Source organism: Micromonospora sp. NPDC005203, from assembly GCF_042872705.1.
Lineage (GTDB): Bacteria > Actinomycetota > Actinomycetes > Mycobacteriales > Micromonosporaceae > Micromonospora.
In genome coordinates, this window is record NZ_JBIAKV010000020.1 from 14,604 (window position 1) to 34,066 (window position 19,463).

Below are 19,463 nucleotides of genomic sequence, written 5' to 3' on the forward strand. Positions count from 1 at the left end.
GAGGAGACCCGAGATGACCCAGCCCGTCCGTGCCGCACGGGGCAACCAGCTCACCGCCCGCGGGTGGCAGCAGGAGGCCGCCCTGCGGATGTTGATGAACAACCTCGACCCGGAGGTCGCCGAGCGCCCCGACGACCTGGTCGTCTACGGCGGCACCGGCAAGGCGGCCCGGGACTGGCCGTCGTACCACGCGTTGGTCCGCACGCTCACCGACCTGCGCGAGGACGAGACGATGCTGGTTCAGTCCGGCCGCCCGGTGGGCGTGCTGCGTACCCACGAGTGGGCGCCCCGGGTGCTGCTGGCCAACTCCAACCTGGTCGGCGACTGGGCGACCTGGCCGGAGTTTCGCCGGTTGGAGCAGCTCGGCCTGACCATGTACGGGCAGATGACCGCCGGTTCGTGGATCTACATCGGCACCCAGGGCATCCTCCAGGGCACCTACGAGACGTTCGCGGCGGTGGCCGCGAAGATCGCCGGCGCCCGCGGCGACGGGCAGGGGCTCAGCGGAGGCGACCTCGCGGGCACGCTCACCCTGACCGCCGGCTGCGGCGGAATGGGCGGTGCCCAGCCACTCGCGGTCACCATGAACGGCGGCGTCTGCCTGATCGTCGACGTGGACCGCACCCGGCTCGACCGGCGGGTGCACGACCGCTACCTGGACGAGGTCGCCGACTCGCTGGACGATGCGGTGCGACGGGTGCTCGCCGCGAAGCGGGACCGGCGCGCGCTCTCCGTCGGCGTGGTCGGCAACGCCGCCGAGGTCTTCCCCGAGTTGCTCAGGCGCGGTGTCGGGGTCGACGTCGTGACCGACCAGACCAGCGCCCACGACCCGCTGTCGTACCTGCCGGTGGGGGTGGAGCTGGCCGACGCCCGTGACTACGCGCAGGCGAAGCCGGCCGAGTTCACCGACCGGGCCCGCGCGTCGATGGCGACGCACGTCGAGGCGATGGTCGGCTTCCTGGACGCCGGCGCGGAGGTCTTCGACTACGGCAACTCGATCCGCGGCGAGGCACAGCTCGCCGGATACCAGCGCGCCTTCGACTTCCCCGGCTTCGTGCCCGCGTACATCCGGCCGCTGTTCTCCGAGGGCAGGGGGCCGTTCCGGTGGGCGGCGCTCTCCGGCGATCCGGCCGACATCGCGGCCACCGACCGGGCGATCCTGGAGTTGTTCCCGGAGAACGAGCCGCTGGCCCGGTGGATCAGGCTGGCCGGCGAGCGGGTCGCCTTCCAGGGCCTGCCGGCCCGGATCTGCTGGCTCGGCTACGGCGAGCGGGACCGGGCGGGCGTGCGGTTCAACGAGATGGTCGCCTCGGGCGAACTCTCCGCCCCGGTCGTCATCGGGCGGGACCACCTGGACGCCGGCAGTGTGGCCAGCCCGTACCGGGAGACCGAGGCGATGGCCGACGGCTCCGACGCCATCGCCGACTGGCCACTGCTCAACGCCCTGGTCAACACGGCCAGCGGGGCCTCCTGGGTGTCCATCCACCACGGCGGCGGGGTGGGCATCGGCCGGTCGATCCACGCCGGGCAGGTGTGCGTCGCCGACGGCACCGCCCTCGCCGGGCAGAAGATCGAGCGGGTGCTCACCAACGACCCGGCGATGGGCGTGATCCGGCACGTCGACGCCGGCTACGACATCGCCCGCGACGTCGCGGACCGCACCGGCCTCCGCACGCCCATGGCCGAGGGTGCAGCGTGAGCGCGAGGAGTGCAGCGCAGCGGAGCCCCGCAGTCGCGAACAACAGGAGCAGAGCGTGACCATGAGCGACGACCTGACCGGGCGGTTCCGGGCGCTGTGGGACGAGATCGCGCCGGTCGGGCGGGACGCCGACAGCGGCGGCTATCTGCGGTACGCGTTGACCGAGCCGGAGCGGGAGCTGCGCGCCTGGTTCCGGGCACAGGCCGAGCGCCGCGCCCTGCCCGTCAGCGAGGACGGCAACGGCAACCTCTTCGCCCACTGGGGTGACCCGCAGGCGTCCGACGCGGTGCTCACCGGCAGCCACTTCGATTCGGTGCCGCACGGCGGGGCGTACGACGGGCCGCTCGGCATCGTCAGCGCGTTCCTCGCCGTGGACGAGCTACGCGCCGCCGGTGTCACCCCGGATCGGCCGCTGGTGCTGGGCGCGTTCGTGGAGGAGGAGGGTGCGCGTTTTGGCGTACCGTGCCTGGGGTCTCGGCTGCTCACCGGTGCGCTGTCCGCCGACCGCGCGGCCGACCTGCGCGACGCGGCCGGGGTGAGCTTCGCCGAGGCGCTGGGTGACCGGCCGGCGGGCGCCCGCCCGGAGTTGCTGGGCCGGTTCGGCGCCTTCGTGGAGCTGCACGTCGAGCAGGGCCGCGCGCTCGTCGACACGGACGCGCCGGTCGCGGTGGCGAGCGCGATCTGGCCGCACGGCCGGTGGCGCTTCGACGTCGTCGGCGAGGGCAACCACGCGGGTACGACCCGGATGGCCGACCGGCGCGACCCGATGCTCACCTACGCGTTCACGGTACTGGCGGCCAACAAGGAGGCCCGGCTGCGCGACGCGCACGCCACCGTGGGCCGGGTCGCCGTCGAGCCGAACGCCACGAACGCGATCCCGTCGAAGGTGACCGGGTGGCTGGATGCCCGCGCCGCCGACCCGCAGACGCTGTCCGGGCTGGTCGAGGCGGTGTGGGGCAAGCTCACCGAGCGCGCCCGCCGCGACGGCACGGTGGTGACGGTCACCGAGGAGTCGGCGACGCCGCTCGTCGCCTTCGACGGAGGTCTGGCCGGACGGCTGGCCACGCTGCTGGACGCGCCGGTGTTGCCCACCGGTGCGGGCCACGACGCCGGGGTGCTCGCCGCGCACCTGCCCACCGCGATGTTGTTCGTCCGCAACCCGAGCGGGGTGTCGCACTCCCCCGCCGAGGCCGCGACCGACGACGACTGCGCCGCCGGGGTCCGCGCGCTGGCCCGGGTGCTGGAGGAGCTGACATGCCGATGACACCGACCCGCTGGCTCGCCGAGTACGCCTGGCTGCCCGAGCACGCCGAACCCACACCCGACGTGCTGATCGAGGTCGAGCACGGCCGGATCACGGCGGTGACGCCGCTGACCCCCGGCGGCAGGCCGACGGCCGGGGTCGACGTGTACGCCGACGCGACGCCGCTGCCCGGTCTGACCCTGCCCGGCCTGGCCAACGTGCACTCGCACGCCTTCCACCGGGCGCTGCGCGGGCGTACCCAGGGCGGCCGGGGCGACTTCTGGACCTGGCGCAACCAGATGTACGCCGTCGCGGACCGGCTGGACCCGGACACCTACCTGGCCCTGGCGCGTGCCGTCTACGCCGAGATGGCGCTCGCCGGGATCACCGGCGTGGGCGAGTTCCACTACCTGCACCACCGGCCCGACGGCGGCGCGTACGACGACCCGAACGCGATGGGCGCGGCGCTGGTGGAGGCTGCCGCGCACGCCGGGATCCGGCTCACTCTGCTGGACGCCTGCTACCTGACCTCCGGCGTGGACGGTCAGGCCCTCGCCGGGCCGCAGCGCCGCTTCGGTGACGGCGACGCGGCCCGCTGGGCCGAGCGGGCGGCGGCCTTCCAGCCGACGGACGCCCACGTCCGGGTCGGCGCGGCCGTGCACTCGGTACGGGCGGTTCCGGCAGACCAGCTCCGCACGGTCGCCGGCTGGGCCCGGGATCGGCGGACACCGCTGCACGTGCACCTCTCCGAGCAGCCCGCCGAGAACGACGAGTGCCGGGCGGTGCACGGGCGTACGCCCACCGCGCTGCTCGCCGAGCACGGTGTGCTCGGGCCGGACACTACCGCCGTGCACGCCACCCACCCGACCAGCGCCGACCTGACCCTACTCGGCGACAGCCGGACCGGGGTGTGCCTCTGCCCGACCACCGAACGGGACCTCGCCGACGGGATCGGCCCAGCCCGGCGGATGGCCGACGCGGGAATCCGGTTGAGCCTGGGCAGCGACAGCCATGCCGTCATCGACCTGTTCGAGGAGGCCCGTGCGGTGGAGCTGGACGAGCGGCTGCGCACCCGCCGCCGGGGCCACTTCGCGCCTGTCGACCTGCTGACGGCGGCCAGCGTCACCGGGCACGCCGCCCTGGGCTGGGCCGACGCCGGCCGGATCGCCGTCGGCGCCCGCGCCGACCTGGTGACGGTACGGCTGGACAGCCCCCGCACCGCCGGCGTGCCACCGGTGGGGGCGTTCTTCGCGGCCACCCCGGGGGACGTCGAGCAGGTGCTGGTGGACGGCCGGGTGGTGGTGGCCGAGGGCCAGCACCTGAGCGTGGACGTGCCGGCCGAGTTGGGCGCCGCCATCGAGGCGGTGACACCCCAATGAGCGACAGTCTGCTCGTCGACACCATCGGAGAGCTGGTCACCAACGGCCCCGGTACGCGCCCCCTCGGCATCCTCCGCGACGCGGCCGTGCTGATCGAGGAGGGCCGCGTGGCCTGGGTGGGGTCGTCCGCGACCGCACCGGCCGCCGACCGGCGACTCGACGTCGGCGGGGCCGCCGTCCTGCCCGGCTTCGTGGACAGCCACGCCCACCTGGTCTTCGCCGGGGACCGGGCGGACGAGTTCGCCGCCCGGATGGCCGGTCAGCCCTACACCGGCGGCGGCATCCGCACCACGGTCCGCGCGACCCGGGCCGCGACCGACGACGAGTTGCGAGCCACCGTGCGCCGGCTGCGGGGGGAGGCGCTGCGCCAGGGCACCACGACCATGGAGATCAAGAGTGGGTACGGGCTGACCGTCGCCGACGAGGCCCGCTCACTGCGGATCGCCGCCGAGTTCACCGAGGACACCACCTATCTCGGCGCGCACGTGGTACCCGCCGAGTACGCCGACCGCCCGGACGACTACGTGGGTCTGGTCTGCGGGCCGATGCTGGCCGCCGCCGCGCCGCACGCGAAGTGGATCGACGTGTTCTGTGAGCGGGGTGCCTTCGACGTGGACCACGCCCGGGCCATCCTGGCCTGCGGGCAGGCCGTCGGGCTCGGTGTGCGGGTGCACGCCAACCAGCTCGGCCCCGGACCGGGCGTGCAGCTCGGCGTGGAGCTGGGCGCGGCAAGCGTGGACCACTGCACCTACCTGTCCGACGGCGACGTCGACGCGCTCGCGTCCTCCCTGGTCGACTCTATGTGCCACGAGGGCCCGCACAGCACCACCGTCGCGACCCTGCTTCCCGGCGCGGAGTTCTCCACCCGCTCCCCCTACCCGCACGCCCGCCGGCTGCTCGACGCCGGTGTGACAGTGGCGCTGGCGACGGACTGCAACCCCGGCTCGTCGTACACCTCGTCGATGGCGTTCTGCGTGGCCCTCGCGGTCCGCGAGATGGGGATGACCCCGGCGGAGGCGGTCTGGGCCGCCACCGCCGGTGGCGCCCGGGCGCTGCGCCGCGACGACATCGGTGTCCTCACCCCCGGCGCTCGGGCCGACCTCGTGGTCCTGGACGCGCCGTCGTACCTGCACCTGGCCTACCGGCCCGGTGTCCCGCTGATCCGCCAGGTAATACGCAACGGAGTTCCGCAATGACGAACGTGACCATCCAGCCCAGCGGGATCACCGCCGACGACGTGCTCGCGGTGGCCCGCGGCACCGCCACGGTCGTCCTCGCCCCGGCCACCACCGAGGCCATGGCGACCAGTCGGGCCATCGTGGACGGCATCGAGTCGTCCGGCCGGCCCGTCTACGGGGTCTCCACCGGGTTCGGAGCGCTGGCCAACACCTTCATCGCCCCGCAGCGGCGGGCCGAGCTGCAACACGCGCTGATCCGCTCGCACGCCGCCGGGGTGGGCGCGCCCATGCCGCGCGAGGTGGTCCGGGCCATGATGCTGCTGCGGGTCCGGTCCCTCGCGCTGGGCCGCTCCGGGGTCCGGCCGCTGGTCGCGGAGGCCCTTGTCGACCTGCTCAACCACGACATCACCCCGTGGGTGCCGGAGCACGGCTCGCTGGGCGCCTCCGGCGACCTGGCGCCGCTGGCGCACTGTGCGCTGGTGCTGCTCGGTGAGGGCTGGGTCCTCGGCCCGGCCGGCGAGCGGCAGGACGCGGCCGACGCGCTGAGCGCCGCCGGGCTCACGCCGATCGAGCTGGCCGCCAAGGAGGGGCTGGCGCTGATCAACGGCACCGACGGCATGCTCGGCATGCTGCTGCTGGCCATCCACGACGCGGCGCACCTGTTCGCCATGGCCGACGTGACGGCCGCGCTGGCCATCGAGGCGATGCTCGGCTCGGAGCGGCCGTTCCTGCCGGAGCTGCACGCGATCCGGCCGCACCCCGGTCAGGCGGCGTCGGCGGCGAACATCCACCGGCTGTTGCAGGACTCCCGGGTGATGGACTCGCACCGCGACGACCTGGCCCATGCCGTGCAGGACGCGTACTCGATGCGGTGCGCCCCGCAGGTCGCCGGCGCGGCCCGCGACACCCTGGACTTCGTCCGTACGGTCGCGGGCCGGGAGTTGGTGTCCGTGGTGGACAACCCGGTGGTGCTGCCGGACGGGCGGGTCGAGTCGACAGGCAACTTCCACGGCGCGCCGCTCGGCTTCGCCGCGGACTTCCTCGCCATCGCCGCCGCCGAGGTGGGCGCGATCGCCGAGCGGCGGGTGGACAGGCTGCTCGACGTCACCCGCTCCCGGGAACTGCCGGCGTTCCTCTCCCCCGACGCCGGGGTCAACTCCGGGCTGATGATCGCCCAGTACACGGCGGCGGGGATCGTCGCCGAGAACCGTCGGCTGGCTGCCCCCGCCTCGGTGGACTCCCTGCCCACCAGCGGCATGCAGGAGGACCACGTGTCGATGGGCTGGGCGGCGGCCAAGAAGCTACGCACCGTGCTGGACAACCTCACCAGCCTGCTGGCGGTGGAGCTGCTGGCCGGCGTACGCGGTCTGCAACTGCGCGCCCCGCTGGAGCCGTCCCCGGCCGGCCGGGCCGCCGTCGCCGCGCTCGGCGGCGCGGCGGGCGAACCCGGCCCGGACGTGTTCCTCGCCCCGGTGATGGAGGCGGCCCGAGCGGTCGTCGGCGGGCCGGAGTTGCGCGCCGCCATCGAACGGGAGGTCGGCCCGCTGGGCTGACCTCCATCGGTCGCTGTCGTCCGCCGCGGGTCAGGCGGCGGGCGGCCGCGTCCTCCCACCTGTCCGCCGGTGCTGTTAGCGTTCGCCGCCGTGGGCATCGAGACACCGCACCTGGACGAGCAGATCCGGGACTTCGTCGGCCGTTTGGTGGCGTTGGCCGAGTTGCCGCCGGCGGCGATAGTCGCCGAGACGGTGGACTACCTGCACGGCGAGGCAGACCCGGCCGAGGTCGAGGCCCGCGCCTGGCCGACGGTGACCGACGAGTTGGGCGCGCACCTGGCCGCCCAGGCGCGGTGGCCGGAGGTCACCGACAGCGACCGGCTCACCGCGGCCTTCCGGGCGCTCTCGGCCGCTGGGCTGGTGGCCCGCGAGGACTTCAGCTGCTGCCAGAACTGCGGCATCGCGGAGATCGGTGACGAGGTGCCGCGCGGGCGCACCACCCGGGGGTACGTGTTCTACCACCGGCAGGACGCCGAGTGCGGTGTGGAGGGCTCCGGGGTCCACCTGACGTACGGGGTCTTCGGGCAGCCCGGGACGGCCGACGTCGGTGCAGAGATCGCGGAGGCGCTGCGCGCCGAAGGGTTGACGGTGCACTGGGACGGCCACACCGGCACCCGGATCAAGGTTCCGCTGACGTGGCAGCGACGCCGGGTCGGCCGGTTGGCTGCGCTGCCCACCCCGGTCGACCACGACGTGGACGTCGACGTCGAGCTGTTGGACCAGTGGACGGGGTCGTCCGCCCCCACCGACGGGCCGTCGTCGGCTGCCCGGCTCGCCGGCCTGCACCTGCCCTGGTTGCCGGCCGGAGTGCGGATCCGGCTGGCATCCGAGGACACTGTCCTCGTCGTTCGGCGCGAGGGGCCGAACCTGGTCGGCGAGCGGGACGGGCAGGAGCTGACCGTCGACCGGCACGACGGCCTGGACCTCATCCGACAGCCGACCGGCAGCCAACTGCCCGCGGTCGCCCTGCCGGCCTCGCCCGACTTCCTCGAGGTGACCTACCAGCACCGCGACGACACCCGCAGGGGCGTGCCAGTGGACGCGGCCGAGGCATGCCTGCTGCTCCGCGCGATTCGCCCGCTGAGCAGGGACTACCTGACCGCCTTCGGCCGTTCCGGCGGCTGCGTGCAGGTGGCCTGGGAGCGCGACGGGCTGTGGCTGGAGGAGCTGGACACCGACCGGGCCACCTCGACCGGCCGGATCGCCACCGTGGCCGAGGCCGAGCGGATGCTCACCGTGCTCGCGACGGAGGACCGCGTACCGATCGACGAGCTGGGCGGCGACCTGATCACCAAGCACTGGTGACGGCCGAGCGCGCCACCGCACCCGCTGCTGCTCAGGCGGCCGGTGGCAACACCTTGGCGACCAACTTGGCCAGCTCGCGCAACGCCTTGCCCCGGTGGCTGATCGCGTCCTTCTCCGTCGGGGTCAGCTCGGCGTTGGTCCGGTCCTGTCCGTCGCCCAGGAAGATCGGGTCGTAACCGAAGCCGCCGTCACCGCGCGGAGCCCGCAGCACCCGACCGGACTGCCGACCGTCGACGAGGTGTTCCTTGCCGCCGGGCAGCACCAACGCCACCGTGCAGACGAACGAGGCCGCCCGCTGCTCGTCGGGCACGTCGCCGATCTGGTCCAGCACCAGCTGGAGGTTGGCGCGGTCATCGCCGTGCCGGCCGGACCAGCGGGCGCTGAACACCCCCGGCATCCCGTTGAGCGCGTCCACCGCGAGCCCGGAATCGTCGGCGATGGTCGGCAGTCCGCTCTGCCGACACCCCTCCCGCGCCTTGATCAGCGCGTTCTCGCCGAAGGTCAGGCCGGTCTCCGGCAGCTCCGGGTACTGCTCGACGTCGTCCAGCCCGAGCAGGGCGATCCGCTGCGCGCCGAGCGCGCCGTCCAGGATGCGCTGGAGTTCGACAAGCTTCTTACGGTTACGGGTGGCGAGCAGGACCTTGTTCACGCTGAAACACCTCTGTTCGCGACTGCGGGGCTCGCAAGCTCACTGCTCGCGCTCACGCTCACGCGAGTGCCTTCCGCTGGGCTTCGGCCAGATCCGCGCAACCCGCGACGGCCAGGTCGAGCAGGGCGTCGAGCTGGTCACGGGCGAACACGCCCGCCTCGCCGGTGCCCTGCACCTCGACGAAGTCGCCCGTTCCGGTGCACACCACGTTCATGTCCACCTCGGCGGCGACGTCCTCCTCGTAGCAGAGGTCCAGTCGTGCCTCGCCGGCGATGATCCCCACGCTGACCGCGGCCACCGACCGGTGCATCACCTTCTCCGGCTTACCCGCCAACGCCTTGCGGGCGGCGAGCCAGGTCACCGCGTCGTGCAACGCGACGTAGGCACCGGTGATCGCGGCCGTCCGGGTGCCACCGTCGGCCTGGAGCACGTCGCAGTCGAGCACGATCGAGTTCTCGCCGAGCGCCTTCAGGTCGATGCTGGCCCGCAGGCTGCGGCCGACCAGCCGGGAGATCTCGTGGGTACGACCGCCGACCCGTCCCTTGACGCTCTCCCGGTCGGAGCGGGTGTTGGTGGCCCGGGGCAGCATCGCGTACTCGGCGGTCACCCAGCCGAGCCCGGAGCCCTTGCGCCAGCGGGGCACCCCCTCGGTGACGCTCGCCGTGCAGAGCACCCGGGTGCCGCCGAACTCAACGAGCACCGAGCCCTCCGGGTGGGTGCTCCAGCCTCGGGTCAGGGTCACCGGTCGGAGTTGATTGGGCCCTCGCCCGTCAGGTCGCGCCATCCCTGCACCCTATGCGGTGCGCTGATCCACCTCAGCCGGGGTGCCCCCGGCCAGCCAACCGGCCCGCCCACCGGGTCAGACGTCGTAGCTGGCGCCGGGTCGGACCACGTCGATCGGACCGGCGTACGCGCCGGCTGCCGAGTCCAGGGTGTGCGCCTCACTTCCCCAGGCGGGCACCAGGTGGGTCAGCAGCAGCCGGCCCACCGCGGCCTTGGTCGCCGCCTCGCCGGCCTCCCGGCCGGTCAGGTGCAGATCCGGCGGATTGTCCATGCCATCGAGGTAGCTGGCCTCGCAGAGGAAGACGTCGACGTCCTGGGCCAGCCGCAGCAGCGCCGCGCAGGGCGCGGTGTCCGACGAGTAGCACAGTGACCGGCCGTCGTGCTCCAGCCGCACGCCGTACGTCTCGACGGGGTGGTTGACCCGGTCCACGGTGACGCTGAACGGGCCGATCGGGAAGGTGCCCGGCTGCAGGGCGTAGAACTGGTAGACGTCCTCCACCGAACCGTCGTCGCCGTACGCGGCGCTGAGCCGGTCCGGTGCGCCGGAGGGGGCGTACACCGGCAGCGGTGGATAGGGGCCGTCCGGTGCGTACCGGCGCACGACGACGTACAGGACGGCGTCGAACATGTGGTCGCAGTGGAGGTGGGTCAGCAGGATCGCGTCCGGGGCGTGCAGCCCCGCGTACCGCTGGAGGCTGGACATCGACCCGGAACCGAAGTCGACAAGGAGACGGAAGCCGTCGGCTTCGACGAGATAGGCCGAGCAGGGCGACTCGGGACCGGGAAAGCTACCGGCGCTGCCAAGGACAGTCAGTCGCATCGAGTTGTCTCGCTGTCACTGTCAGTAGCATCCGTGTGGACAATCGCCTCAGCCATGATCTCTACCGACGCGTACGTCACGCTGCGCAGCCTACGCTGGGGTACCCGGCGGCAAGAATCATCCGGCGGAAGTTGTCACGAACGTGACACCTGCTCACGGTGCGCCGGACCGGGTACGGGCCGTCGACCCACGTCGACGGCCCGTACCCGGAAGACCGGTCCGGTCAGGCCCAGAGCTGCCCCTCCAGGGCGTCCTCGGCATCGGCGAGCGTGCCGCCGTACGCGCCGGTGGACAGGTATTTCCACCCACCGTCGCAGACCACGAAGGCCACGTCGGCACGTCGACCGTCGCGAACCGCCTCGTGCGCCACCGCGAGCGCGGCATGCAGGATGGCACCCGTCGAGAAGCCGGCGAAAATGCCCTCCACCTCCACGAGTTGGCGGGTACGCAGCACCGCGTCCCGGGTGCCGACCGAGAAGCGCCGGGAGAGCACCGAGGCGTCGTAGAGCTCCGGCACGTACCCCTCGTCGATGTTGCGCAGGCCGTAGACCAGCTCGCCGTAGCGCGGCTCGGCCGCCACGACCTGGATGCCGTCGACCTTCTCCCGCAGGTAGCGCCCGGTGCCCATCAGCGTGCCCGTGGTGCCGAGCCCGGCCACGAAGTGCGTGATGCTGGGCAGGTCGTGCAGCAACTCCGGCCCGGTCGTCTCGTAGTGCGCCCGCGCGTTGGCCTCGTTGCCGTACTGGTAGAGCATCACCCAGTCCGGGTGTTCGGCGGCGATCACCTTGGCGGTGGCGACCGCCTGGTTGGAGCCACCGGCCGCCGGCGAGAAGATGATCTCGGCCCCGTACATCCGGAGCAACTGGACCCGCTCGGTGGAGACGTTCTCCGGCATCACGCAGACCAACCGGTAGCCACGCAACTTGGCCACCATCGCCAACGAGATACCGGTGTTGCCACTCGTCGGTTCGAGGATGGTGTCACCCGTCCGGAGCCGCCCGGCCTCCTCCGCCGCACGGACCATGAACAGCGCCGCGCGGTCCTTGATGCTGCCGGTCGGGTTCCGGTCCTCCAGCTTGGCCCAGAGCCGTACCGGTGGGGCCCCGTCGGACACCGTCGGCGACAGCCGGGGCAGGCCGACCAGCGGCGTGCCCCCGCACGCGTCGAGCAGGCTGTCGTACCGCGCCATGGCGGCCGACCTCAGCGAGCCGCTGCTGCGGCGCTGTGCGAACTGATCGCCGCTGCCGCGGCGCTGTGCGAACTGATCGCCGCTGCCGCGGCGAAGCCGAACGCGCCGCCGGCCACCGCCGGCAGGATGGTGACGCTGTCACCGTCGGAGAGCTTGGCGTCCAGGGCGCCGAGGAAACGGACGTCCTCGTCGTTGACGTAGACGTTGACGAAGCGGTGCAGCGTGCCAGCTTCGGTGATCAGCCGGCCACGCAGGCCGCCGTGCCGGGAATCCAGGTCGGTGAGCAGGTCGGCGATGGTGTCGCCGGTGCCGTCGACGACCTTGGCGCCGCCGGTGTAGCTGCGCAGGATGGTGGGGATGCGAACCTCAATGGCCATGATGTCGAACTCCTCGATCGGGTGTGCCTACGGTGAGGGACGGGACGGGTGCGAACGCTGACGGATCAGCGGCCGGAACACTCGTAGTCGACCGTCGCCGGGCTCTGCCCGAACATGTAGGACTGGACGGCATGCGGGTCGACCCCGGCCTCCACGACCCGGACCGGCTCTTCGGCGATCACGCCGTCGACGATCCGGAACGAACGGATCTCCTCGGCGTCGGGATCGCGGGTCGAGACGAGCAGGTAGTGCGCGCCCGGCTCACCGGCGAAGGAGACATCCGTCCGCGACGGGTACGCCTCGGTGGCGGTGTGCGAGTGGTAGATGACCACGGGTTCCTCGTCGCGGTCGTCCATCTCCCGCCACACGCGCAGGTGCTCCATCGAGTCGAACTCGTAGAAGGTCATCGACCGCGCGGCGTTGTCCATCGGGATGTGCCGGGTCGGGGTGTCGCTGCCGACGGGACCGGCGACGACGCCGCACGCCTCGTCGGGGTGATCCCGGCGCGCGTGGGCGACGATCGCGTCGATGATCGACCGGTCGATGCTCAGCACGAGGACCAGCCTAACGCCTGACGAGCGCGGGCCGAAGTGGTGCCGGTCACGCCTAGTCGATCAAGGCGTTGAGCAGCGACTCCTGCAAATACCCGAGATAGGCGTAGACCGAGAGCTGGAACACCCGGCTGGAACCCGGGTCCTCGGCGACCGCGTCGTCCAACTCCTCGCCCAGGTCCGTGCCGTCCTTGATCTCCAGCCGGACACCCATCGCGAGCCGGGCGTCGTTCAACGCCCGCAGCCACGCCTCGGCCGCCTCGGCGTCGAGGCGTACCTCACCACCGGTGTCGTCGGGCAGCGCGGCCAGGATCGCCCCCGCCTGATCGATCTTCGCGGTCTTCAGGTCACCCTCGGTGTACCGCCGGAACTCGGCAGTCCCCGGCGCGTCCTGCGGGTAGACCGCCGGGAAGAGCCGACCCACGACCGGGTCGGTGTGGTCGAAACCATCGGTGAGCAGGCCGACCACCTCGGAAGCGACCTTGCGCAGCACCCGCACCTCGTCGACCGCGAAGGTGGCGACGTAGCGGCCGGCCTGGCGATGGAACATGCTCACGACCGATCCACCGTCGCCCACAGCCCGTACGCGTGCAGCTGCGACGCGTCGTGCTCCATCCGCTCCCGGGCACCCGTGGAGACCACGGCCCGGCCCTTGTGGTGCACATCCAGCATCAGCTGCTCGGCCCTCTCCCGGCTGTAGCCGAAAAGCTTCTGGAAGACCCAGGTCACGTACGTCATCAGATTGACCGGGTCGTCCCACACGATCGTCACCCATTGCCGGTCAGCCGCCGGCACCTCGTCAGTGTCCGGCGTCTCGACCGGTGCAACCTGTGGAGCCGCCATGCCCCCCATCGTGCCACCGGTTTCCCGGAACCGAGGAACCGGAACGCCGGCCCGGCGCGGATCGCCCACCGGGGACACCTCTGATCCGCCGCGGGCGCCGTCGGACCCGTGGTGTGGCGCGGACCCGGAGCCGAGGGCGGCCACACCGTCAGGCGAGCAGGATGCCGTGATCGACTGCATCGGAGAACACCACGCCCAGCGAGAGGCGGATCACCTCGAACCGTCGGGATATCTCCCGGGACAACCCCAGCTCGACCTCCCGCACCGCGCGCTGGGACCAGGCCCGCGCCGCGTTGTGGTCGTCGCCGCCGGGCGTACGCCACTGCTGCCAGCACCCGCCGGAGAGCGCCACCGCGATCGGCGGGAGCACCTCGTCGCGGAACACCGCCGGATAGTTGGCGAGGGCGTCGATCGCCTCCGGACCGGTCAACCCGGCCACCCCGGCAGTGCTGGTGATCAGCAGCACCTTGTCCAACTCCTGGCCCGGCCGGTCGTCCAGGCCGTACTGCACGGCCGTGGCGATCCGCCGCCGTACTCCTTCGACCGGCGGCGCACCGAGCACCCGGACCGCGGTGTCGGTGACGATGCCGCGCACCGCCCGGTCGCACTGCGCGGTGGCCAACAGCGACAGCGCCGCCATCTCCCGATCCAGGAGGTCCGGTAGGCCCGCGCAGCCGACCCCGAACACGATCTCCTGGACTGCCCGCAGGTGGATGTTCGCCAGTTCCAGTGCGAGGTGCTGACGGATCCGCTGAGCGCACGTCCGGGTCTGCCGGTCGAGCTGCTCCGACCAGTCCCCCGGATCGGCGACCACGGCCACCCGGTCGTGTTGCCCGGGCAGCACCGGCGGTTCGATGCTGGCCCGCCGCAACCCCTCCTCCGACGACCAGCCCACCAACGCCCGACGCAGGTCGGCGGCGGAGTCGGTGCAGTGGGCGTCGACCGGGAACCACCGCGCGTCGGCGAGCGCCGGCACCGCGGCAAGCAGCGCCGCGCGGTGCGCCGCCACGGTCACCGCGGCCGCGTCCATCTCGGTCGCCTGACCCCCGACCGGCGAGACGGACGCCCCCGCGTCCTCCGTCGTCGCCACGCCGTCGACCGGCGGGGCCCACCCTGCCGCGCCGGGGGTCACCGCGAAGACGACCTCCACCGGGGTCGGGGCGACCTCGGCGAGCAGGTTCAGCTCGGCGGCCGTGAACGCCTGGTCGGCGGCGATCACGAAGAGCAGCGCGCCGGCCCGGCCCACCGCGTCGAGCAGCACCTGCCGGCCGGACACGCCGAGCGTCGCGGTGTCCGGTACGTCGATGAGCGTGAAGTGCCGCAGCACCGGCTCGGGCACGCTCAGCTCGACCCGCCGGGGTGGACGGGCCAACGCCGGGCCGGCGGCGTTCCGGTCGGCCCCGTACGAGTGTGGCTGGCGGTAGCCGGGCACGTACGCCGCCCGGGTGGGCACCTTGGCGTTCCGCACCAGCAACCAGCTGCCCGACGGCACGGTGAGCATGACCGGGTCGAGCCCGAGCAGCGTGGCGAGCACGGCGCGTCGCTCGGCACCGGCCGGACCGACCGCGACCACGCCGAGCGGCTCCTCCGGGCCAGGGCTGGTCACGCCGACCTGGATTGGCAGCGGGCCGCAGGTGGGCAGCTCGGACGGGCCGACCACGTCATCCGAGGCGTCGACCGAGGGGAGAGGGCCCTGCTTCATCAGGTGGCCTCCCGGGGCAGGTGGCCGGACGCCCGGCCAGGTGGGAAATCCGGTCGATAAACCCGGATGTCGGAAGACTACGGGCGGGCCGGCAACCAGGTGGAACACCTCGGATACTCAGCGGTAATTGTGCGGCTACTCAACTTCGTTGAGTGACGGTGCGGGCGCGGACGGATTCCGGTCGATATGCTGCCCGAATGAGTCGATGGAAGTTCGTCGGCCGGACCGATGAGCTCAACCGCCTGCTGGCGGCGGTGACCGGCGAGGCTGGTCGCGGGCTCTTCTTCAGCGGCAGCGCCGGGATCGGCAAGAGTCGGCTGCTGCGCGAAGGCGTGAGCACGTTGCCCACCGAACGCTTCGCGATCTGGTCCATCGCGGCCAGCGCCACCACCGCGGCACTACCGTTCGGCGGGCTGGTGCAGGTCCTTCCCGCCGAGCAGCCCCAGGGCCTCTCGCCCGCCGGGATCCTGCGCTGGGCACTCAACGTGTTGCAACAGCAGGCTGCTGGTCGACGGATCGTGCTCGCCATCGACGACGCCCACCTGCTCGATCCACCCTCGGCGGCACTCGTGCACCTGGTCGCGCGCGCGGAGAACGCCACAGTGGTCGGCACCCTTCGCGACGGCGAGCAGATCCCGCTGCCGATCCGCGCACTCTGGACCGACGACCTGGTCGAGCACGTCGAGCTGACCCCGATGCCGCACGCGGAGACCGCCGGCCTACTGGCGGCGATCCTGGGCGGCCCGGTCGACGCGAACTCCGCCGACCGGCTGGGCCGACTGTCGGCCGGAAACCCGCTGCTGCTGCGGGAGCTGGTACACGCCGCCAACGGCAGTTCGGAGTTGAAGCAGACCTACGGGATCTGGAAGTGGACCGGCCGACTGGAGCTGGCGCCCAACCTGACCGACCTGATCGACACCCGGGTCGGCAAACTCACCGACGGCGTCCGCGCGGTCGTCGAGCTTGTCGCGTTCGGCGAACCACTCGGTCTGCACCTGCTCAGGCAGGCCGCCGACCAGGTGGACGTGGAGACCGCCGAGGAGCGCGGGCTGATCAGCGTGGTCCAGAACGACCGACGGACGAACGTCCGGCTGGCCCATCCGCTGTACGGCGAGGTGATGCGCCGCCGCTGCCCGGTCAGCCGCACCCGCCGCCTCCAGGCACACCTCGCCGAGCTGCTCGAACAGGTCGGCAAGCGCCGCCGCGACGACCTGCTGCGGGTCGCGGTGTGGCGCCTCGACTCGGGCACCGCACAGGACCCGGCCCTGCTGGTGGACGCGGCGGTCCAGGCGTTCACCCGCTACGACGTGCCGCTGGCCACCCGCCTGGCGCGGGCCGCGTTGCACGCCGGTGGCGGTTCCGACGCAGCGGAGCTGCTGGCCACCATCCTGATGTTCGCCGACCGGCCGGAGGAAGCCATCGAGGTCCTCGACGCGGTGACCCCCGAGCCCGGCGACGATCGGCGATACTGCCGCTGGCTGACCGTACGCGGAATGGTCAGCTACTGGGGGCTGAGCCAGCAGTCCACGGTGGAGGAGATCGCGAGTCGCGTCGAGCAGCTCAGCGACTCGGCGGACCGGTCCCGGGTACACGCCTTCGAGGCGATCATGCGCCTGCACCGGATGGACACGACCATCGCGGTGCGGCTCAGCCAACAGGTGCTGGACCGGCCGGCGGCAGGCGTCGCCGCCCGCGAGTTGGCCCGCTGCACCATCGCGTACGTCCAGGCCGCGCAGGGCCATCTGACCCGCAGCGGTACGGCGATCGCCCAGGTGCACTCGGCCGTCGCCAACTGGCGCACCGACATGCCGTACCTGCAACTGGCCCTGGAGTTGGCCCGGGGCACCCGGCTCATGCTGACCGGCGACCTGGCCGGGATCGACGCGATAGTGGCCGACGAGTTCGCCGACCTCGCCGATGCCGGCGACTTCCGGCTCGGCACCGGCTACCTGGCCATCCTCCAGGCGTACGCGGCCCGGCTGCGTGGGCAGAGCGACGCCGCCACCCGCGCCTCGCTGGGTGCCTGCGCGGTGTTGGCCACCAGCCGGGTCTACGCCGGTCTGGCCCAGGCCGAGCGAGCCCAGTCGGCCGCGCTGCGCGGCGACGCCGTCCAGGCAGCCGCGGCGATGGCCGAGGCGGACCGCACCCACGCACCGGGCATGGCGGTGCTCTACCCGTGGCTGGAGCAGGCCCGGGGTGCGACGCTCGCCGCGTCGGGTGACCTGCCGGGTGCGGTCAAGCACCTCGCCGACCTGGTGGACCGGCTGCGCTCGGACGGGTTCGCCGGTCACGAGGTGCACGTCCTGCACGATCTCGTCCGGCTGGATCAGGCCGGCATGCCGGTCGGTCCCACCTGCTCCGACGGTGGTCGACGCACGGTGGCGCAGCGCCTCGCCGAGCTGTCCGAGCAGGTCGACGGGGTGCTCCCGCCGCTGCTGGCCCGGCACGCCCGCGCGGCGGTGACCGACTCCACCGCCGATCTGCTCGCGGTCGCCGACGACTACGCCGCGCTGGAGCTGACCGTGTACGCCGCCGAGGCCGCCTCCCAGGCCGTGCAGCGGCTGCGCCGGCAGCACTCGACGGCGGCCAACGGCGCCCGGGAACGTCTGGCCGGGTTGCTCGGGCGCTGTGACCTGATCCGCACGCCAGCGCTGCACGCGGGGGCGCCGGTGTTGACCGAGCGGGAGTGGCAGGTCGCCCGCCTCGCCGCGCACGGCGCGTCCAGCAGGGCCATCGCGGAACGGCTCTACCTCTCGGCGCGCACCGTCGAAAACCACCTCCAGCGGATCTACAGCAAGCTCGGCGTGACCGGACGGGCCGAGCTGTGGGCCGCGCTACGGTCGATCCCGGGCCACGACAACGGCGACGCGGACTGAACCTTAGGCTGGGGCGGTGAGCATCAACCGCCCCGCGCTGCTGACCGACCACTACGAGCTGACCATGGTCAGTGCGGCACTGAAGGACGGCACCGCCGACCGCCGGTGCGTCTTCGAGGTGTTCAGCCGCCGGCTGCCCAGCGGCCGCCGCTACGGCGTGGTCGCCGGCACGGCCCGACTGATCGAACTGATCCGCGACTTCAGGTTCGACCCCACCGAGGTCGACTTCCTGCGACGGACCGGCGTGGTCGACGACGCGGCCGCGGCCTGGCTCACCGACTACCGCTTCACCGGCGACATCGACGGGTACGCCGAGGGCGAGCTGTTCTTTCCCGGTTCGCCGATCCTCACCGTCTCCGGCGGTTTCGCCGAGTGCGTGGTGCTGGAGACGCTGGCACTCTCCGTGCTCAACCACGACAGCGCGGTGGCCGCGGCGGCGGCGCGGATGGTGACCGCGGCGCGGGGTCGAGCGCTTATCGAGATGGGGTCGCGTCGGGCCCACGAGGAGGCGGCGGTGGCCGCGGCGCGGGCCTCGTACCTGGCCGGGTTCCGGTTCACCTCCAACCTCGCCGCCGGTGCGCGCTACGGCATCCCGACGGCGGGCACGGCGGCGCACGCGTTCACCCTGTTACACGACGACGAGCGGGCGGCGTTCGCCTCGCAGGTCGCCACGCTGGGCAAGGACACGACGCTGCTGGTCGACACGTACGACATCAGCCAGGGCATCCGCAACGCGATAGCGGTGGCCGGGCCGGAACTGCGGGCGGTACGGATCGACTCGGGCGACCTGGCGGTCATCGCCCAGCAGTCCCGGGAGTTACTCGACTCGTTGGGCGCCACCGAGACCAAGATCATCGTCTCCGGTGACCTCGACGAGTACTCGATCGCCGCGCTCGCCGCCGAACCGGTGGACATGTACGGCGCCGGCACGGCCGTGGTCACCGGCTCCGGGGCGCCGACCGCCGGGCTGGTCTACAAGCTCGTCGAGGTCGAGGGACGCCCGGTGGTGAAGCGCTCCGAGCACAAGGCGACCATCGGTGGCCGGAAGGTCGCGGTCCGCCGGCACAAGCCGACCGGTACCGCCACCGAGGAGATCATCGTGCCGCAGGGCGTACCGGACCGGCAGCCCAACGACCGCATGCTCCAGCACTCGTACGTGGTCGCCGGTGAGCCGGTGCGGCTGCCCACCCTCAACGAGTCGCGAGAGCACCTGCGCGAATGCCTGATCTCCATCCCGTGGGAGGGACTGAAGCTCTCGGCCGGCGACCCGGCGGTCCCGGTCTCCGTCGTACCCGCCGACTGACCCGTCGCGCACC

At 72.6% G+C, this 19,463-nt stretch carries 17 protein-coding genes; 8 read left to right on the top strand and 9 right to left on the bottom strand.

The annotated features are described in order from the left end of the window. Positions 1–13: 13 nt before the first annotated feature. The 6 genes from hutU to ACFYPM_RS29805 all read left to right on the top strand — a co-directional run bounded on the left by hutU (position 14) and on the right by ACFYPM_RS29805 (position 8,357). On the top strand, positions 14–1,699 hold the full coding sequence (gene hutU, locus ACFYPM_RS29780) for a urocanate hydratase (RefSeq protein ID WP_387203925.1): 1,686 nt from the start codon (positions 14–16) through the stop codon (positions 1,697–1,699). Positions 1,700–1,760: 61 nt separating this feature from the next. Continuing rightward, the gene (locus ACFYPM_RS29785; RefSeq protein ID WP_387204084.1) at positions 1,761–2,963 is read left to right on the top strand and encodes an allantoate amidohydrolase; all 1,203 of its coding nucleotides are present in this window, start codon (positions 1,761–1,763) and stop codon (positions 2,961–2,963) included. Continuing rightward, entirely contained in the window at positions 2,960–4,321 is a 1,362-nt protein-coding gene (locus tag ACFYPM_RS29790) for a formimidoylglutamate deiminase (protein ID WP_387204087.1), read from the top strand. Before ACFYPM_RS29785 ends, ACFYPM_RS29790 begins: the two co-directional genes overlap by 4 nt. After that, positions 4,318–5,517 (top strand): imidazolonepropionase, encoded by a 1,200-nt coding sequence (gene hutI, locus ACFYPM_RS29795; RefSeq protein ID WP_387203927.1) that lies wholly within the window; start codon positions 4,318–4,320, stop codon positions 5,515–5,517. The genes ACFYPM_RS29790 and hutI overlap by 4 nt, the downstream gene beginning before the upstream one ends. Further along, entirely contained in the window at positions 5,514–7,052 is a 1,539-nt protein-coding gene (hutH, locus tag ACFYPM_RS29800) for a histidine ammonia-lyase (RefSeq protein ID WP_387203930.1), read from the top strand. Before hutI ends, hutH begins: the two co-directional genes overlap by 4 nt. A gap of 90 nt (positions 7,053–7,142) precedes the next feature. Next, complete coding sequence (locus tag ACFYPM_RS29805) at positions 7,143–8,357, top strand: DUF6891 domain-containing protein (protein WP_387203933.1); 1,215 nt, start codon at positions 7,143–7,145, stop codon at positions 8,355–8,357. A 31-nt stretch (positions 8,358–8,388) separates the two neighbouring features. On the opposite strand, the gene rdgB is transcribed toward ACFYPM_RS29805, so the two are convergent. The 9 genes from rdgB to ACFYPM_RS29850 all read right to left on the bottom strand — a co-directional run bounded on the left by rdgB (position 8,389) and on the right by ACFYPM_RS29850 (position 15,271). Then, the gene (gene rdgB / locus ACFYPM_RS29810; RefSeq protein WP_387203936.1) at positions 8,389–9,006 is read right to left on the bottom strand and encodes an RdgB/HAM1 family non-canonical purine NTP pyrophosphatase; all 618 of its coding nucleotides are present in this window, start codon (positions 9,004–9,006) and stop codon (positions 8,389–8,391) included. A gap of 58 nt (positions 9,007–9,064) precedes the next feature. Beyond that, the gene (gene rph / locus ACFYPM_RS29815; RefSeq protein WP_357255986.1) at positions 9,065–9,790 is read right to left on the bottom strand and encodes a ribonuclease PH; all 726 of its coding nucleotides are present in this window, start codon (positions 9,788–9,790) and stop codon (positions 9,065–9,067) included. 75 nt (positions 9,791–9,865) lie between these two features. Then, positions 9,866–10,609: an MBL fold metallo-hydrolase gene (locus ACFYPM_RS29820; protein WP_387203940.1), complete on the bottom strand. Its 744-nt coding sequence runs from the start codon at positions 10,607–10,609 to the stop codon at positions 9,866–9,868. A 223-nt stretch (positions 10,610–10,832) separates the two neighbouring features. Next, positions 10,833–11,798, bottom strand: coding sequence for a PLP-dependent cysteine synthase family protein (locus ACFYPM_RS29825; RefSeq protein ID WP_387203943.1), 966 nt, complete (start codon positions 11,796–11,798; stop codon positions 10,833–10,835). Positions 11,799–11,809: 11 nt separating this feature from the next. Then, entirely contained in the window at positions 11,810–12,175 is a 366-nt protein-coding gene (locus ACFYPM_RS29830) for a MoaD family protein (RefSeq protein WP_387203946.1), read from the bottom strand. A gap of 65 nt (positions 12,176–12,240) precedes the next feature. Beyond that, positions 12,241–12,729 carry a Mov34/MPN/PAD-1 family protein gene (locus tag ACFYPM_RS29835; RefSeq protein WP_387203949.1) on the bottom strand — a complete coding sequence of 163 codons (489 nt, stop codon included), beginning with the start codon at positions 12,727–12,729 and terminating at the stop codon, positions 12,241–12,243. A gap of 52 nt (positions 12,730–12,781) precedes the next feature. Continuing rightward, positions 12,782–13,276, bottom strand: a complete 495-nt coding sequence (locus tag ACFYPM_RS29840; RefSeq protein ID WP_357256025.1) for a DUF2017 domain-containing protein — start codon at positions 13,274–13,276, stop codon at positions 12,782–12,784. A 2-nt stretch (positions 13,277–13,278) separates the two neighbouring features. Further along, positions 13,279–13,569 carry an ATP-dependent Clp protease adapter ClpS gene (gene clpS, locus ACFYPM_RS29845; protein WP_110565539.1) on the bottom strand — a complete coding sequence of 97 codons (291 nt, stop codon included), beginning with the start codon at positions 13,567–13,569 and terminating at the stop codon, positions 13,279–13,281. Between the two features lie 148 nt (positions 13,570–13,717). Next, positions 13,718–15,271, bottom strand: a complete 1,554-nt coding sequence (locus tag ACFYPM_RS29850) for a hypothetical protein (protein ID WP_387203952.1) — start codon at positions 15,269–15,271, stop codon at positions 13,718–13,720. A 197-nt stretch (positions 15,272–15,468) separates the two neighbouring features. On the opposite strand from ACFYPM_RS29850, the gene ACFYPM_RS29855 reads away from it, so the two are divergent. Beyond that, positions 15,469–18,147, top strand: a complete 2,679-nt coding sequence (locus ACFYPM_RS29855; RefSeq protein WP_387203955.1) for a LuxR C-terminal-related transcriptional regulator — start codon at positions 15,469–15,471, stop codon at positions 18,145–18,147. Between the two features lie 16 nt (positions 18,148–18,163). Further along, on the top strand, positions 18,164–19,450 hold the full coding sequence (locus ACFYPM_RS29860; protein ID WP_387203958.1) for a nicotinate phosphoribosyltransferase: 1,287 nt from the start codon (positions 18,164–18,166) through the stop codon (positions 19,448–19,450). The last annotated feature ends 13 nt before the right edge of the window (positions 19,451–19,463 follow it).

Excerpts from the sequence above, each read along its gene's own strand:
- hutU (WP_387203925.1), top strand. The coding sequence starts at position 14 with ATGACCCAGCCCGTCCGTGCCGCACGGGGCAACCAGCTCACCGCCCGC.
- ACFYPM_RS29785 (WP_387204084.1), top strand. The coding sequence starts at position 1,761 with ATGAGCGACGACCTGACCGGGCGGTTCCGGGCGCTGTGGGACGAGATC.
- ACFYPM_RS29790 (WP_387204087.1), top strand. The coding sequence starts at position 2,960 with ATGACACCGACCCGCTGGCTCGCCGAGTACGCCTGGCTGCCCGAGCAC.
- hutI (WP_387203927.1), top strand. The coding sequence starts at position 4,318 with ATGAGCGACAGTCTGCTCGTCGACACCATCGGAGAGCTGGTCACCAAC.
- hutH (WP_387203930.1), top strand. The coding sequence starts at position 5,514 with ATGACGAACGTGACCATCCAGCCCAGCGGGATCACCGCCGACGACGTG.
- rph (WP_357255986.1), bottom strand. The coding sequence starts at position 9,790 with ATGGCGCGACCTGACGGGCGAGGGCCCAATCAACTCCGACCGGTGACC.
- ACFYPM_RS29820 (WP_387203940.1), bottom strand. The coding sequence starts at position 10,609 with ATGCGACTGACTGTCCTTGGCAGCGCCGGTAGCTTTCCCGGTCCCGAG.
- ACFYPM_RS29825 (WP_387203943.1), bottom strand. The coding sequence starts at position 11,798 with ATGGCGCGGTACGACAGCCTGCTCGACGCGTGCGGGGGCACGCCGCTG.
- ACFYPM_RS29830 (WP_387203946.1), bottom strand. The coding sequence starts at position 12,175 with ATGGCCATTGAGGTTCGCATCCCCACCATCCTGCGCAGCTACACCGGC.
- ACFYPM_RS29840 (WP_357256025.1), bottom strand. The coding sequence starts at position 13,276 with ATGTTCCATCGCCAGGCCGGCCGCTACGTCGCCACCTTCGCGGTCGAC.
- clpS (WP_110565539.1), bottom strand. The coding sequence starts at position 13,569 with ATGGCGGCTCCACAGGTTGCACCGGTCGAGACGCCGGACACTGACGAG.
- ACFYPM_RS29850 (WP_387203952.1), bottom strand. The coding sequence starts at position 15,271 with ATGAAGCAGGGCCCTCTCCCCTCGGTCGACGCCTCGGATGACGTGGTC.
- ACFYPM_RS29855 (WP_387203955.1), top strand. The coding sequence starts at position 15,469 with ATGAGTCGATGGAAGTTCGTCGGCCGGACCGATGAGCTCAACCGCCTG.